At 68.0% G+C, this 14,633-nt stretch carries 16 protein-coding genes and 1 pseudogene; 2 read left to right on the forward strand and 15 right to left on the reverse strand.

Translation table 11 applies throughout. From position 1 onward, the window contains the following. The 15 genes and pseudogenes from DYS74_RS17940 to DYS74_RS18535 all read right to left on the reverse strand — a co-directional run. Positions 1-189 (reverse strand): annotated as a pseudogene (locus DYS74_RS17940) (hypothetical protein); the annotation flags it as partial. Beyond that, on the reverse strand, positions 186-512 hold the full coding sequence (locus DYS74_RS17945; protein WP_121534998.1) for a head-tail joining protein: 327 nt from the start codon (positions 510-512) through the stop codon (positions 186-188). The gene DYS74_RS17945 and the pseudogene DYS74_RS17940, both read right to left, overlap by 4 nt. Next, positions 512-844, reverse strand: a complete 333-nt coding sequence (locus DYS74_RS17950; RefSeq protein ID WP_121534999.1) for a DUF2190 family protein — start codon at positions 842-844, stop codon at positions 512-514. Before DYS74_RS17950 ends, DYS74_RS17945 begins: the two co-directional genes overlap by 1 nt. An 81-nt stretch (positions 845-925) precedes the next feature. Further along, on the reverse strand, positions 926-3,049 hold the full coding sequence (locus tag DYS74_RS17955) for a head maturation protease, ClpP-related (protein ID WP_121535000.1): 2,124 nt from the start codon (positions 3,047-3,049) through the stop codon (positions 926-928). Next, complete coding sequence (locus DYS74_RS17960; protein ID WP_121535001.1) at positions 3,033-4,502, reverse strand: phage portal protein; 1,470 nt, start codon at positions 4,500-4,502, stop codon at positions 3,033-3,035. Before DYS74_RS17960 ends, DYS74_RS17955 begins: the two co-directional genes overlap by 17 nt. Then, the gene (locus DYS74_RS18750; RefSeq protein ID WP_121535002.1) at positions 4,502-4,708 is read right to left on the reverse strand and encodes a phage head-tail joining protein; all 207 of its coding nucleotides are present in this window, start codon (positions 4,706-4,708) and stop codon (positions 4,502-4,504) included. Before DYS74_RS18750 ends, DYS74_RS17960 begins: the two co-directional genes overlap by 1 nt. A 5-nt stretch (positions 4,709-4,713) precedes the next feature. Then, the gene (locus DYS74_RS17970) at positions 4,714-6,882 is read right to left on the reverse strand and encodes a phage terminase large subunit family protein (RefSeq protein ID WP_121535003.1); all 2,169 of its coding nucleotides are present in this window, start codon (positions 6,880-6,882) and stop codon (positions 4,714-4,716) included. Next, positions 6,882-7,544 (reverse strand): terminase small subunit, encoded by a 663-nt coding sequence (locus tag DYS74_RS17975; RefSeq protein WP_121535004.1) that lies wholly within the window; start codon positions 7,542-7,544, stop codon positions 6,882-6,884. Before DYS74_RS17975 ends, DYS74_RS17970 begins: the two co-directional genes overlap by 1 nt. A 142-nt stretch (positions 7,545-7,686) precedes the next feature. After that, positions 7,687-8,403, reverse strand: coding sequence for a hypothetical protein (locus tag DYS74_RS17980; RefSeq protein WP_245965334.1), 717 nt, complete (start codon positions 8,401-8,403; stop codon positions 7,687-7,689). Positions 8,404-8,511: 108 nt separating this feature from the next. Continuing rightward, a complete protein-coding gene (locus tag DYS74_RS17985; RefSeq protein WP_147435537.1) occupies positions 8,512-9,315 on the reverse strand; it encodes a hypothetical protein in 804 nt (267 codons plus the stop codon). After that, positions 9,312-9,896 (reverse strand): hypothetical protein, encoded by a 585-nt coding sequence (locus DYS74_RS17990; protein ID WP_121535006.1) that lies wholly within the window; start codon positions 9,894-9,896, stop codon positions 9,312-9,314. Before DYS74_RS17990 ends, DYS74_RS17985 begins: the two co-directional genes overlap by 4 nt. Before the next feature lie 205 nt (positions 9,897-10,101). Beyond that, positions 10,102-10,713, reverse strand: coding sequence for a hypothetical protein (locus DYS74_RS17995; RefSeq protein ID WP_121535007.1), 612 nt, complete (start codon positions 10,711-10,713; stop codon positions 10,102-10,104). A gap of 36 nt (positions 10,714-10,749) precedes the next feature. Continuing rightward, positions 10,750-11,376 carry a hypothetical protein gene (locus DYS74_RS18000; RefSeq protein WP_121535008.1) on the reverse strand — a complete coding sequence of 209 codons (627 nt, stop codon included), beginning with the start codon at positions 11,374-11,376 and terminating at the stop codon, positions 10,750-10,752. 181 nt (positions 11,377-11,557) lie between these two features. After that, entirely contained in the window at positions 11,558-11,998 is a 441-nt protein-coding gene (locus DYS74_RS18005) for a hypothetical protein (protein WP_121535009.1), read from the reverse strand. Between the two features lie 150 nt (positions 11,999-12,148). After that, the gene (locus tag DYS74_RS18535; protein ID WP_147435538.1) at positions 12,149-12,376 is read right to left on the reverse strand and encodes a helix-turn-helix domain-containing protein; all 228 of its coding nucleotides are present in this window, start codon (positions 12,374-12,376) and stop codon (positions 12,149-12,151) included. 89 nt (positions 12,377-12,465) lie between these two features. Here DYS74_RS18535 and DYS74_RS18010 point away from each other — a divergent pair, with 89 nt between their 5' ends. Both DYS74_RS18010 and DYS74_RS18015 read left to right on the forward strand, forming a co-directional pair. Next, positions 12,466-13,140 carry a S24 family peptidase gene (locus DYS74_RS18010; protein WP_121535010.1) on the forward strand — a complete coding sequence of 225 codons (675 nt, stop codon included), beginning with the start codon at positions 12,466-12,468 and terminating at the stop codon, positions 13,138-13,140. A 17-nt stretch (positions 13,141-13,157) separates the two neighbouring features. Continuing rightward, positions 13,158-14,219, forward strand: a complete 1,062-nt coding sequence (locus DYS74_RS18015; RefSeq protein WP_121535011.1) for a type I restriction endonuclease — start codon at positions 13,158-13,160, stop codon at positions 14,217-14,219. Positions 14,220-14,633 lie beyond the last annotated feature (414 nt).

Below are 14,633 nucleotides of genomic sequence, written 5' to 3' on the forward strand. Positions count from 1 at the left end.
CAGCGTGCGCTGCGCCTGCTTGAGCGTCAGCGGCGCCACCCGCTCCTGCGGCGTCACCACGCCGATCACCGGCAAGAGCTCGGCATTGATGCCGCCCGCCCAGGCCGAGAGCAGCGTGAACCCCGACATCCGCGGATCGGCCGCAAGCGCCGCCCGCGCGATCGCCCGGAAACTCCCCCGCGCACTCACGGGAAGATCCGTTCAAGTTCGCAGATCACGAAGGCCTCGACATCGGGAGAGGCGCTCGGCCGGATGTTGGTGACGGCATAGACCCGACCGTTGCCCGGCTCGATCCGGTCGCCGCGGGCGAGTTCCGGGACAAGGCCGCCGCGCAGTTGCCAGGTCGGGGCGAAGATGATCACCTCCCGCCCGTCGTCATCGACGGCGTCGACCGGCGCCTCGCGGAACATCGACTGCACCAGACGCGCCGGACGACCCGCCGCGGTGTAGCGCACCCGGTCGCCGAAGAGCGCATTGAGCGTATGCGCCACCCCGTCGAAGATCGACGACATCAGCGGATCACGCCATCGAGCAGCACGCGGCCAGTGGCCGACCCGCCCGCCGCGAGCGCGGTGGCCGCGCCGACCAGCGCGTTGTCGGTGTCGATGGTGGTCATCAGCTTGGCCGTCGCATCCCAGTAGACCTTGGCACCGGTGGTCCAGGCCTCGGCCGCCACCTTCGGCAGGTCGAAGACGCCGCGCCGCACGAGCACGACCTCCTCGCCCGCGGCGGCGGCCCCTTGGGCGACACCGCGGATCGCGCCGACCGTGACAAACGCGCCGGACGACACGTCGGCGGGCGCGGGAAGGGTGATGTGCTCACCCGGGCTGTTCCAGTTCTTCATCTCGGATCCTCTCTGATCAGGGGGCAGGAACGACGAAGGGCGGCCGAAGCCGCCCTTTCGTCAGGTCATCATCCGTCCGGCTCAGGCGCCGGCATTCTTCCAGGCGCCGCGATGCTCGACCGCGGCGGCACCGAAGATGTGGCGCGCGTTCATCACCACGGCATCGGGGTTCATCCCCTCGATCGTCTGCACCGTCGGCGCGGCATAGCCGTCGAGATAGGCATGGGCGATCGGCGGCAGATCGCCCGAGACAAGATACCAGGCGGTGTCCGAGCCGCCCGCAGCCGCGCCGAGGTTCGGCACCACGCCCGGGGTCAGCGTCGACTTGAACGGGTTCACCTTGCCGTCCTCGTTCGGCGTGGTGCCGGTCGCGAACTGCAGCGCCACCAGCTCGAGCGCGGGCGGCACGATCAGCCGGTCCGGCTCGACCTGCATGAAGTCGTCCTTGTCGGTCGAGCCGAAGGGGCGCTGTTCCCACATCGCCTTGCGCCCGGCAGAGACGCTGGCGATCGAGATCGCCGCCGCGGTGGCCGCGAGGTTGCCGTGATCGGCATGGAAGAGCGCCTTGCCGTCGGACTTCAGCTTCGCGTTCGCGCGGAAGAGCGACCAGACCATCGAATTCTCCATGGTCCGCGCCGCCATCGCGAACTCGGTCGGGATCCGGCTGAAGGCGCCCATGTCGTCGTTCACCACCGCCTCGAAGGTCAGCCGGATCATGCGGCCGCGCCGCTCGACCTTCAGCCCCTCGGCCTCGTCCGACAGGACCGCCTCCTCGTATTCGCCGTTCTCGCGCACCCGCTTCAGCGCGAAGTCACCACCGAAGCGCACCGCGTGCAGTTCGCGGAAGTCGGTCGCGGTCTGCGCCGTGCCGGTCACCAGCTGCCACGAGGCCGCGCGGCGCTGATAGGCCGCCAGCAGATTGCGGTTCATCACCTCGGTGGTGATATAGGCGAAGTCGCTGACGCCATAGGCGCCGCCCATCATCGTGGTCGAGGCCATGCCGCGCTTGATCGCGTCGATGTCATTGTAGCCGCGGGCGGGCCCGGCCAGCTCCATCGCCATGTGCCGCAGACGCATGCCGCGGAACATCGTGGCCGGCCCCTCCGCCTGCCCCATCAGCGCGCCGATCATCCCTTCCATCCGGGTCTCGGTCTCGTCGCGCCCGATCCGCGCGGCGGGGGTGGCGCTGCGGCCGGTGGGCTCGTTCGCCGCCATCGTCGCGAGGATGCGCGAGCCGGCATCGGCCACCGTCACGCCGGCGTCGATCAGTGCGTCGAGATCGGCCTGCATGAACCGGCCGGCGGTGACATGCGGGGCCGCCATCTCGCGGATCGCCTTCACCCGGGCGCGCTCCTGCGCGATGCCCTCGGCCGCCCCGCCCGGCGCGGCCATGGTGGCGGGCGCCGGCGGGGTCTGCGGCGGCGTGGCGGGGGCCGCCGGCGCGGCGGTCGTCTGGGTCTGGGTGCTCATCTCGGGTTCCTTGTGCTGGGTGCCGTCCTCGACGGCGGGGGAGCGACCGGGCCGCGGGGCCCGCTCAGGTTTTGGGGCCGCCGCAAGCCGCGCCTGCAGCTTGTGGCGCGCGCTCATGTAGGCGGTCTGGACCGTCGCCAGCGCGGCCGGCGCGGCCTGAGCCGGAACGGAGGGGACGGCGGCAGTGCCTTCCGCGGCGATCCCGTCGGCAAAGCCGTTCGCGATCGCGGCCTCGGGGCCGAACCAGGTCTCGGCCTTCATGATCTCGCGGCACTCGGCCGCGGATTTGCCCGAGGCCGCCGCATAGACCGCGGCATAGGTGTTGGCGGTCAGGCCGAGCTGGTCGGCCGCACGGCGCGCCTCGGCCTCGTTGCCCCAGATCGCGCCCGAGGGGTCGTGGATCATCAGGTGCGAGCCCGCCGACATCAGCCGCTCCGCCCCCGCCATGAAGATCAGCGAGGCGGCCGAGGCGGCGATCCCCTCGACCACGATCCGGCAACCGCCCGGGTGGGCCGCCAGCATCGCGCGGATCTGCTCGCCGGCATCGACATGGCCGCCCGGAGAATTGAGGCGCACCGTCACCCGGCCCTCGCCCAGGGTGGCGAGCGCCTGGCGCACCATGCCCGGCGCGAAGAACACGTCCTCGTCCCACATCCAGCCGACCCAGTCGTCGAGCAGCACGTCGCCGCTCAGGATCAGCTCTCCGCCCACGATCAGGTCATTGCCCGTCCGCATCGGTGTCGTCCTCCTTCTTCGGGGCCTCTGCCGCCGGTTTGAGATTGCTGTCGCGTGCCGCCGGCGCGGGAAGTCCGGCGGTCCTGTCCGCCTCGGCGTCCTGCTTGCGCTCGGCGCGGATGCGCTCGGGGTCGCGGCCGAGCTCGCGCTGCGCGCCCTGGCGGCTTGCAAGCCCCGCGTCGATCTCCTCGACCATCGCCGGGATCTCTTTCGTCGGGTCGACCATGATCCGCCGCGGCGGCGTCCAGTCGATGGTGAAGTCGAGGCCCGCGTGACCGGCAAGGGCGAGCCCTTCGCGGAACCACCGTTCCATCCCGGCGCCGAACTGCATGATCATCAGCCCGCGCTGCCACATCCGCACCAGCCGGTCGAGTTCGTTGCGCCCCATGCGCGCGCTCGAGAAGTTCACCTGCCGCAGGTTGCCGGTCAGCGACTCGAAGGTGATGCCGAGCCCGACCGCGATCGTGCGCAGCCCCCAGGTCATGAACTCGTCGTAGCCCTCGATCGAGGGCGGATTGACCGGCACCGCGTCGGCGCCGTCGGGCAGGCTGACGATCGCGCCCGGCGCCAGCTGGTCGAGCCCCGCGCCGCTGTCGGCCGGCCGCAGCGCCCCGCCCGTCCACTTCAGCATCACCGCCATCAGCGACGAGATCTTCTGCTTCAGGATCTGCGCCTCCTGGTAATCCGCGATCTCGCCAAGGGTCATCATCACCGGCGCGAGCCACGGCACCCCGCGCAGCTGGCCCGCGCGCTCGAAGCGGCGGATGTGGATCACGTCCGACCAGTGCACCCGGCTCGACTGCAGCGGCCGGCGCGTCAGCACCGCCCCGGGGTGCTCGTTGTAGAGGTGATAGGCCTCGATCGCGCCGGTCGGGCCGTATTCCACCCCCTCGATCACCGGGTTCTCGCCCCAGGACGTGACCGTGGTGTCGAGGCAGTCGACTTCCAGCAGCTCGACCTGATAGGGCAAGGGCAGATGCCGGCCATAGGCCCCGCGCCGCCAGCGCCGCCGCAAGAGCACCTCGCCATCGGCGAAGACCGTCGACATGCAGATCTGCTGCATCTCGAGGAGGTCATACTCGCCAAGCGCGTCGATCTCGGTGCTCAGCAGGTGGCGCTGCAGCAGGTCCTCGACCGTCGCCTTCCCGTTCTCGCCCGCGGTGCGGATCGAGGGCACGATCCCCTCGCCCACCACATTCGCCACCACCACGTCGCGCGCCCGCGTCGCATAGGCGCGGTTGCGGATCATGTCGCGGCTGAGCTGGCGCAGGCGGGCGCGCGAGCCAAAGGCCGCCGCATCCGCCGCCGTCGCCGGCGCCTTCCAGTCATAGGTGCGCCGCCCGCGCGAGGCGGCGTCATAGTTCATCAGGTTCGCCGTCTGCACCCGTGCCGCGACGCGCTGCAGGGCCAGTTGCGGCGCGAAGAAGCCGATCGTCCGGTCGAGGATGTTCATCACAGCCCCCGCGTCGTGCGGGCATAGCCCACCGAGAACCCGGGCGGCGCGCCGGTGCCGGAAAGGTCGGCCTCGATCAGCCGCAGCGTCTCCTTCATGTCGGCAAGCGAGCGGAAGGTCAGTTCCTCGCCATTGACCCGGGCGTGCGACACGCCCTTCGCGATCGCCGCCCGCAGCCGGTCGGCGTCCTCCTGTGTGAAAGCCATGGGTCCTACCGTCTCCGCAGGAAGTTGATGGATTGCGGCAGGGCCCCCGTCCCGGGGATGGCCCGCGCGCTGCCGGCGTCGTTCGGCCGCGCGAGCGGCACCGCATTCGTGTTCATGAGCCCCGCCACGCACCAGCCGGGCGGCGCCTCCCAGTTCACCCGGGCAAGGCCCAGATGCTCGGCGAGCGCGAGCGCCTGCACCGAATGGTCGAGCGTCTCGTTGCGCTGCACCCCGGGCTTCTTCTCCCAGCCCTTCTCGCCGCGCTGCTCGGCCAGAAGTTCGGCCAGGTGCTCGGTCTCCATCCAGGCGGCGACATGCTGGGCGTTGATCCGGGTGCCGTCGCGCTCAAGCGCCGCCAGGACCGAGTCCTTGAGCCGGTCGACCGCCATGTTCAAAAGCCGGATGCCGCGCGCCTTGCGCCCGCCCGAGGCCCGCTCTGGCGCCTCGTGCCAGACCCGGTCGGCCTGCCGGAAGCCGGGCCGCCCGATCGACAGATAGAAGCGCCCGCCCTGCCCGGCCCGTGCCCGCTTGCGCCAGAACTTCTCGGCATTGTCCGACCATCCGGCGGGGCCGTTGAAGTCGATCACGACGGCCACCGGCTTCAGCCCCCAGTCCTGCCCCTCGACCGGATAGACCCGGTCTGGCAGCTCGGCCAGAACCTCGGCGTCCTCGGCATAGCGCCCCGGATCGACCGCGCGATACTTGCCGTCATCGCCCGTCGCCCGCGGCGCCGCGTCCGGCGGCTGGTGGATCGCGAAGCGGTCGATGATGATCCGCTCGCCATCCTCGCCGAAGGCCACGACCGAGACCTCGAAGCGGTTGCCCTGCACGTCGACGCAGGTCACCACGAACCGCGCCCATCCCGGCGCGATGCCCTTGTCGAGCGGCCGCGCCCGGGCGCGCAGCACATCCACCGTCAGCGCGGTCTCGTCTTCCGTCCTCGGCCGCCGATAGGGCATGCCGAGGTCGGTATAGAACACGCCGGCCAGGTCGATATCGTCGCCCGAGATCGCGAAGGCGCGCCGCGCGCTCTCGTAGCGCTGCACGAGCTCGGACCAGTTCACGAAGGCCGCCGCGACGCCGTTCAGCGCATAGCTCGCATAGGCCGTGTGGCGCAGCTCGGGGTCATCGATGCGCACGAGGCGGCGCCGGCCATCCGCGTCGAAGCTCCGCGCCTCGTGCAGCCAGCCACCGCGCCCCTGCATCGCACGGCGGTTCAGCTCCACCTTCTGGCGGTGGCTGATCGTGCAGCCGCAGTGCGGGCAGACCATCTGCGCCCGCGTCCCGGCCTCGCCGGGGTCGAGCTCCTCGGGATAGTCGAGCCGCTCGAAGGTCGGCTCGAAGATTTCCGCGCAGTCCGGGCATTCCCAGTACCAGCGCCCGCGCGTGCCCTGGTTGTAGAGCTTGACGATGCCGCCCGTCACCTCGGGCATCCGGTGCGGCTCGAGTGCCGCGACCGGCGCGGGCTTCGTGTCATCGACCGGGAAGGCCGGCGTGCTCTCGACGACGACGCAGCCGCGGCTCATGAATGTGCGGATGCGCATCATCGCCATGCCGAAGGGCGTGTTCTCGGGCGCGTCCTTCGGCCCGAGGCGTTGCGGCATGTGGTCGTAATCGGTCAGCAGCACCATGCGCTGCGAGCGCGAGGACAGCTGGTTCGCGACCGGATAGCCGATCCCGAGGCGCACGCCGCGGAAGCGCTTGCGGCTGAAGGTGCTGTCGTCGCGCGCCCGGCCGAGCCGCTCGAGGAGCCGCGGGCTGTTCTCGACCGCCGGGTCGAGCTTCTCCTCAACCCAGGCGTCGGCATCGGTCTTCGTCATGTGGATCAGCTGCACCGGCCCCGGCGCGCAGGTCACCGCATGGGCGGCCACCGACAGCAGCATCTGGCTCTTGCCGCTCTGCGCCGGCCCGGTGAAGATCACCGCCTTGAACCGGCGCGACTGCGTCATGTCCTGCGGCTCGACCATGTAGGGCGTGACCGCGCGGCTGTAATCCTCCCACTTGCCCGCAACCGGCACCCGCAGCGCCCGCTCGGCCGCCTCGGTCACGCTGATCCGGCTCGGCGGATCGAGCAGCGGCAGCGCGTCGGCGATCATCTCCTCTGGCGTCACGAAGGGTGGCAAGGGCGGGATCCGCGAGAGCACCCCGATGCCGCGATCGACCATCTCGACCATCAGACCGGAAGCTCCCCTTGCCGCGTGCCGAGCGCGATCACCGCGCCCGGCCGCGAGAACAGCGCCTCGATCTTCTGGCGCACCTCGTCGCGGGTCTGGTCGCAGCGGTTCTTCAGCTTCTCGACCTGGTCGGGCGAGATCGAGAACTCCATCTCGGCGAAGTCGGGCAGCGTCTCCATCGCCGAACCGAAGGTGACGAAGATGTCGTCGAGCGCCGCGCGCATCCGGTCGGCCCGCACCAGATCGCCGCGCTGTTCAGCGACGCGGTTGCGGTGATACTCGGCCTCGGACCACTTGCGCAGATCGTCGGCCGTCAGCGCCGCCTCTTCCTCCGCCTGGTCGTCGTCGAGGTTGCGGAAGGCAAGCGCCGCCTGCGCCGCCAGCTGATCGCCCCGCGCCTTCGTCGCCTGCAGCCTGTCCTCGCGGTGCTGCCGCCAGGCATAGCACTGGCGCAGCGAGAACTCGTAGGAGACGCCGTTCTGCCCGCCCGAGAGCACCGGCATGCCGAGGCTCACCCACTTGGTGATCGTGTTCTCGGACACGCCGAAGGCGCGCGCGAGCTGAACCCGGTTGAGCGGCGTGCCGTCATCCTCCACCCCATCCGGCAACGGATAGCGCGCAAGACCGAGCACGCTCCCGTCGTCGAGCGTGATGGTGTTCATCGGTGATCCTCAGCAATAACAACAACAACCCCAACACCAACAGGCGATTGGAATTGCTCGGCAAAATGAAACAGGGCGCGAATTACCCGTGCGACGAGGGTGCCCGGGAAGGACCCGGGCGGCGGCGGCCGGGCCCTTCGGCCTAGCGAAGCCTCTTGTAGAACATCTGGCTCAGCGTCCTCGACAGATGGCCTTGCAGCCGCGCCTCGAAGACCGCCATCGCCTCCTCGTGGAAGTCGAGCCGCGGCGCGTATCTCGGCACCTTGTCCGTGAGGATGGCGACGATGCCGATATTGCCCGAGGCGTCCTTGCGGTAGATCCCCGGGTAAAGCCCCGACTGCGGCACGAAGTAGGTCGAGCGCTTGCGCTTGCGCCCGCGCAGGGTCGAGCGCGCGGTGGCGTTCGCGGCATAGTCGCGCTGGATCTTCAGCGCCGACATCACCTGATTGCGCTCGCCCGTCGACCAGTTGCCATAGGCATCGAGCCGCGCCTCGTCCGCCGGGATCACCGCCGAGATCAGCCCGTCATAGGCCAGCGCCCGCTGCATCTGCCCCTCGAACCCGGTCGGCCGGCGCGGCCCGCCCGCTTCCTCGACCTTCAGATAGTCGCGCGAGGCCCGCGTCGGGCGTTCCATCACGGCTGCCGTCAGATCGTCGACCCGCGCCTTCTTCACGTAGAAGGCGTTCTCGGTGAACGTCGTCGGCCGGTCGAACACCACCGTCATCCGGTCGCGGATGTGGTCTTTGACTTCGTCTGCCGTGTCGTTCAGGGCCCAGGTCGCGGCGATGCGGAGATCCCGCTCGGCCATCACCTTCAGCGCAGCGACGAAGCCCGAGACGTCCAGAGCAATCTCGGCCATCTCCACCTCGCGAAACAGGAACGCCCGGTCGGGTGGGTCCCGCCGGGCGCTCGTGTAGATCATAGGAAGAGATATGCCGCCGACGGACTTAAGCGTCAATCCCCTTTCTCAGGGATAGCCCTGCATGCGGTCCAGAGCCGCCATGAGGGCGTTCCGCAGGCGCTCCCGATGCTCCCCCTTTGCCGTCCAACCATGCGCCACCAGCACCGCGCTCGGGTCCAGATCCTCGAGGCAGACCGCATCCACAAGACGGCGGTCGAGGATGATCGAGGCCCCTGCCCCGCGCGCACTCGGCCGCACGCGGCGCACCACCATCGCCGCCCCGTCACCGATCCGCCGGCGCAAGAGCGCGATCTTGCGCGCCTCCTCAAGCCGCAGGTCGGTCACGTCGACGCCCCGGCCCGAACCGCCCGTCCGGCCCTCGAGGCTCGAGAGCTTGATCGCCCCGGCCTCGTGCCGCTCGACCAGCGTCCGATAGAGCCGCGCAATGGCGATCTGCCCGGGCGTGAAGGGCGCGGGCTTCTGCGCCGCCTGCGCCCGCGCCTCCATCCGGTCGAAGACATCGGCCGCCCGCACCGCCCGGCGCGGCTGCGCCTCGCCCGGGCCCTGATAGCCCGCATCCTCGATCGTGTTGCGCGTGCCCGGCCGGATCTGGCGCACGGTGAACACCCGGCACGCCCCGCGCGCCGGCGCCACCGGGATCTCGGGGCCGCAGACCTCGGGCGCCGTCGCCGCCTGCAGCAGCGCCGCCCGCCGTCCAGCCTCGCCCATCGTCAGCCAGCGCGTCACCGAGATCTCGGCCGGCCGCACCGCCAGCAGCTCGGCCGCCGCCAGCCGCTGCGCCGCGCTCAGCCGCGCCCAGTCCTGCGCCGACACGCCCGCAGGCCGCACCGCCTCCGCCATCGCGCTCATGCCGCACCCCCGGCCCGCACCATCTCGGCAATCGCCTCGCAGCGCACCACCGCCGCGCCGCGCCGCTCCAGGAACTGCCGATCGACTTCCGACACGAAGCGCCCCGCGGCCTGCGCCTCGCGCACCATCCGCATGCGCCGGTCAGCCTCGCGCCCCCGCTCGCGCACCTGCTCGACGGCAAAGCTGCCCGGCCACAGCCGCGTCTCGCGCAGGTGCCGCAGCAGTTCGGGCGCCCAGCCCTCGGCCAGCGCCCGCCGCCCGAGATCGGCCGCGAACACCGCCCGGATCAGCGGCGAGCCGTCTTCCCGCGGCGGCTGGATCTGCCCGGCCCAGTTGAGGATCTGGTTCGCGATCGGCAGCCGGTCGCGGTCCTTGCCCGCCGGGTTCGCCGCCACCTGCTCGGCCAGCGCCTCGAGGTTCAGCCCCGTCATGTAGGCGAGCCGCGCGCAGAGGTCGCGGCACATCTCCTCGTATTGCGCCCGCGTCAGGCTGCTCGGCCGCGCCAGCCCCCGCCGCTCGAGCGGCTCGATCAGCAATTCCCGCACCCGCTTCTCGCCGGCTGCCTGTTCTGCACTGTCCATTCCACCTGTTCCCTTCTCATCGCATTGCCGAAGTTATCCACAGGCGCCGTTGCCCGGCCGTCACGGCCGCGTCTGTCTTTTCTTGTCTTTTCTTATCTCTTCTTCTCTAGGCAGAACTGTCACACGACAGGCGTGACTGTCCCGGACTGTCCGTGACAGTCACAAACCGTCACGCGTGACACTCACGGGACAGTCACATCCCCGCCTAGAGCCATCTCTCGCGCCGCGCATGCAGCAGCGCCGCGCCATAGGACTGCCCGTCGCGCCGGCCGCGCACATTGGCAAGCATCCACTCGTCCATGCGCTCGATCAGCAGGTCGCTGCCCAGAATGGCGTCCGACAGCCCGAGCTTGCCCAACCCGTCGCGCAGCCGCTCGCGCCGCTTGCGCACCGCCGCCGCCTCGCGCGACATCTCGCGCGCCTCGCGCCGGTCGAGGGCATCGCGCACCTGCTCGAGAACGACCGGGTGCATCAGCCGCACCTCGTCGCCGCAGCGGCACCGGCGCCAGCCACGGAACGGCCCGAGCTCGGACCGCCGCAGCTCGCCAATCCGCCGCCGCTCGACCCGCAGCATCACCGCCAACTCGTCGTCGTCATCGGGCAAGGTGCCGATCGGGCTTTCCGTCTGCGACATGTCGAACAGCGCCCGCGCCATCCCCTGCGTCTCCCAGGACGCCAGGCGGAAGGTGCGCGAGGACAACCAGCGGTGATGCCACCACTTCACGAAGGAATGCGCGTCGAGCCGCTCGTCGCGGCCGATCGGATATTCCTCGATCTCGTCCATCTGCACGAGCCGCGGCCTTGCCGGATCGATCATGTCGTCACCTCCTGCGCAGAGTGCCCGCGCCCCGCCCTAGATCCGCGCCGCCCGCGGCCCGATCGCCGCGCAGACCGCATCGAGCCGCTTGCCCAGCCCCGCCACCCGCTCGGCGCAGTCCGCCTGCACCGCGGCGATCTCAGCCCGGATCGCCTCGATCTCCTCGTTGCCGCCCGCTGGGCCAAAGTTCGCCTCCCGGATCTCGGCCACCCAGCCCGGCAGGCACCAGGCGCCCACGGCCTCGGAAACCGTCTTGTCGGTATCCGCCCCCTTGTAGCGCTTCGCCTTGCGGTCATAGGTCAGCACCAGCATCTCGATGATGTCGCCGCGCTGTTCCTGCGACGGCTGCCGCAGCGCCTGCTTTGCCTCGGTCTTCTGGACCATCGTCTTCTCCTCGATCGGCTTTGGTTTGGGTTCATCGGCGCCACGCTGGCGCCGCGTGCATCTCGGACAGAGGTCCTGCCCCTGGCCATTCACCCGGGCACAGGTCCACCCCTTGGACCGCGCCGCTCGCTCGAAGGCGCGACCAGAGGTGTACTCGGTGCGCCGGGCGATCGTTCCGAGCGGCTTGCGCACATCAAACGCGATTTCCGCACAGCACGCATCACAGGTGATCAGGAACCGCTCTCCGCCGGAAAGCCCCCGGATCGTCTTCGCCGTCATGGCCGCCCCTCCTGCACGCAAAGCCCCAAAGGGGCGCGGCGGGACCGGCCCGCCGCGCCAGTTGGCCGGCCTGCCGTGCGGCGCCCGTGGACAGGGTCGCAGGCCGGCGGGAAATCCGAGAGGCGGCTCATTGCAGGCCACCGCCTGCCCGGCCACACGTCAGCCGAGAGACCGAACGCGCTCATGCTTCCTCTCCGTCAACGGCGGCGGCGAGGCGGTCGATCGCGCCGCGGGCCTCGTGCACTTCCTTGCGCGCCCGCGCCCGGTCGCCCCGCCCCGAGGCGAGATCGGCAACCGCACCGACCGCCTCGCCCACCTCGCGCGCCGTCTCCGACACGCACCGCATCAGGTCGATCGCCTCGGTAGTTTCGGGCAGGCTGCGCGCCAGCCAGCGCCGCACGACCGGATCGCCGACCGCATCTTCGAGCGCCATGATCTCGACCAGCGGCCAGTCCAGATGCCCCGCCAGCCGCTTCGAGAACGTGCCCTTGCGCGTCGAGAACCCCGAGCTGTCCAGCGGGATGCCGAGGCGCGCATCGACAAAACGCGCCGCATTCTCGACCCCGCCCGCGCGCGACACCAGCGCGTGCATGAACTGGTTGATCATCACCCGGTCAGACATGGGCCACCTCCGCAGAAGGCTGATGCGCCCGGCGGCAAGCGCCGCGGGCCGTGACCGCCGCAGAAACCGGGATTCCGTGACGTGCGCCACCGCCCGTGCGAGGGTCGGAGCATGGAAAAGAGGAATTTGCAGAGGGAGCGGCGACGGGGATCATGCGGGACCGCGCCCCGGCACATCGATAAGTGCCCTAAAAGCTTTGCCAACGGCATCCCATGTCTTGAAGGTCGGGCTGACCTCTTTTCGCTTCCATCGGCCCCATGTCGTCTCGGCAACCGATGCGCGTCGGCACATTTCCGCAACAGAAATGCCCCGTTCGCTGAGGGCTGCCTCCATCTCGGGAATGTTGTCTGGGTGAGAAGATATGGTGCTGACGGTCATCATGTGCACCGTGATGCAATCTTGCATGAACTAAGTCAATGCAATCTTGCATGGTGACTGTGCAAACATGCCTACGCTAGGGTTGCCCCATGTCTGATCCGTGGCAAAATAGATATGTTCGGCACGTGCTGTCCGAAACCTCACTTTCAGCTAGCGCCTTGGCGCTACGCGCGAAACTGAGCTCGACAACTCTGACAAGGCCCCTCAACAACCCGGAGCATAGCAGCGAGATCTCGATCTCGACGCTTCAAAAGATCCAAGACACCACCGGGATCCCCTTTGCGCCATTCGCCCCGAGAGGGGAAAGCAACGACCTCGACCAACCCAGCCAGGAAATCGGCGCAAGACACCGTGTCGACCTAGTGAACGTTTACAACGTATCTGCGAGTGCGGGCCCCGGCATCATCGTTGATGAAGAGACGGTTGTGGACCGTCTAGCCTTTCCACAGGGATACTTGTCGCGCATTACAAAGGCTCGCCCCGCCGACCTCGCCGTTATCGGCGTGAAGGGCAATAGCATGGAGCCGACACTTCGGGACGACGACGTCGTCATGATCGATACGAGCAAGCGCAGCCTCGGCTATGATGGGCTCTTCGTGCTGAACTTTGATAACGCACTCCTGGTGAAGCGCATCAGCAGAGGCACCGGCCCGGGCAAGATCATGATCATCTCTGACAACCGAGAGGAGTATCCGGCTGTCGAGTGGCATGTTTCAGATGTGGTTGTCGTTGGTAAGGTGATTTGGGTCGGGAAAAAAGCATAGACTACGCGAGGTGGAAAGTGGCTGAATTTGAAGAACTTATTGAGACCTTGTCGACGCGCTCCAAGATGGCTGAGCGCCAAGCGCTGACCGAAGAAGCGACAAAAACCGCAGTTATTTTGCCTTTCATTCAGTCTCTCGGTTTTGACGTCTTCAACCTTGAGGAAGTTGTCCCGGAGTTCGTTGCGGACGTTGGCCTCAAGAAGGGTGAGAAGGTAGATTTCGCTGTCAAGATTGACGGCAAAATCGCCATGCTCGTGGAGGCCAAGTCCATCGGGGTCAAGCTTGGGGATGTGCAGTTCAGCCAGCTCTTCCGCTACTTCCATGTCACGGAAGCGCGCCTTGCCGTCCTCACGAACGGGAAAGAAGCATGGTTCTTTTCTGACACTGACGAACCGAACAAGATGGACAAGAAACCCTTCTTCACGTTCGATTTCCAAAACCACGACAAAGGGCAGGTTCAGGAACTCGCACGCTTCCAGAAAAGCAGTTTCGCAATCGAGTCGATCATCGAAGCGGCCTCAAATCTGAAGTACACACGAAAAGCCGCGACCTTCTTGAAGCAACAGCTCGACACTCCGGATGAGGATTTTGCCCGTTTTATCGGCAGGCAAATCCATGAGGGTTCCATCACCAAGGCCGTTCTCGAGCAGATCACACCGGCCATTCAAGCTGCCTTGGACGAAATCATCAGAGACCGCATCCAAGATAAGCTGAGCATCACCTTGCGTGGAGATCCCCCTCCTCAGGCCGCGCAAGTCCAAGCAGAAACGGCACCCGATGCTGATATCGAAACGACCGATGAAGAGCGTGAGGGGTTTATGATCGTCCGGGCGATTGCCGCGCGACTTGCGCCGATCGACCGCGTCGTCATGCGTGACGCCAAGAGCTACTGCGCCATTCTGATGGATGACAACAATCGAAAGCCAATTTGTCGCCTCTATTTCAACTCGGCAACGACGAAGAACATCGGCATTTTCGACGCTGAGAAGAACGAGACCAAGGTTCGCGTGGATGGCCCCAGCGATATCTATAAGTATGCAGATGAAATCGAGAAGGTCGTGAAGTTCTACGCCTCCTGATCGCATTCCAGAAGGAGCGCGTTGCACCCGAGCCTGGATGAAGCCTGCCTCAACATGAGAGTGAAGCCCGCCTCGCGCGGGCTTTTCCATGTGTGCTGCAAGATAGCATTTCCTTCCCCCTTCGCTGAGCGCGACACCTGCTACCGGACAGCTGTGATTCTACGGAATGCCGCCGTGCGCGCAATCTTGCACCACAATATGCAAAATTGCATTGACCAGATTTGTGCATTCGTGCATAACTCACCCATCACCCGCCGCTGACACCCCCCCCCCCGGGCCGATCGCGGGATCACCGATGGAGGACCACATGGGCAAGACCCGCCTGCACGTCTCCGACCTGCTGCTCGCGGCGCTGATCTGCGCCGGCAGCCTGGTCATCGCCCGCGCCGCGCTCGACACCGCGCTGGCGCTGCC

The sequence above is a fragment of the Paenirhodobacter hankyongi genome (assembly GCF_003664585.1).
GTDB lineage: Bacteria > Pseudomonadota > Alphaproteobacteria > Rhodobacterales > Rhodobacteraceae > Rhodobacter > Rhodobacter hankyongi.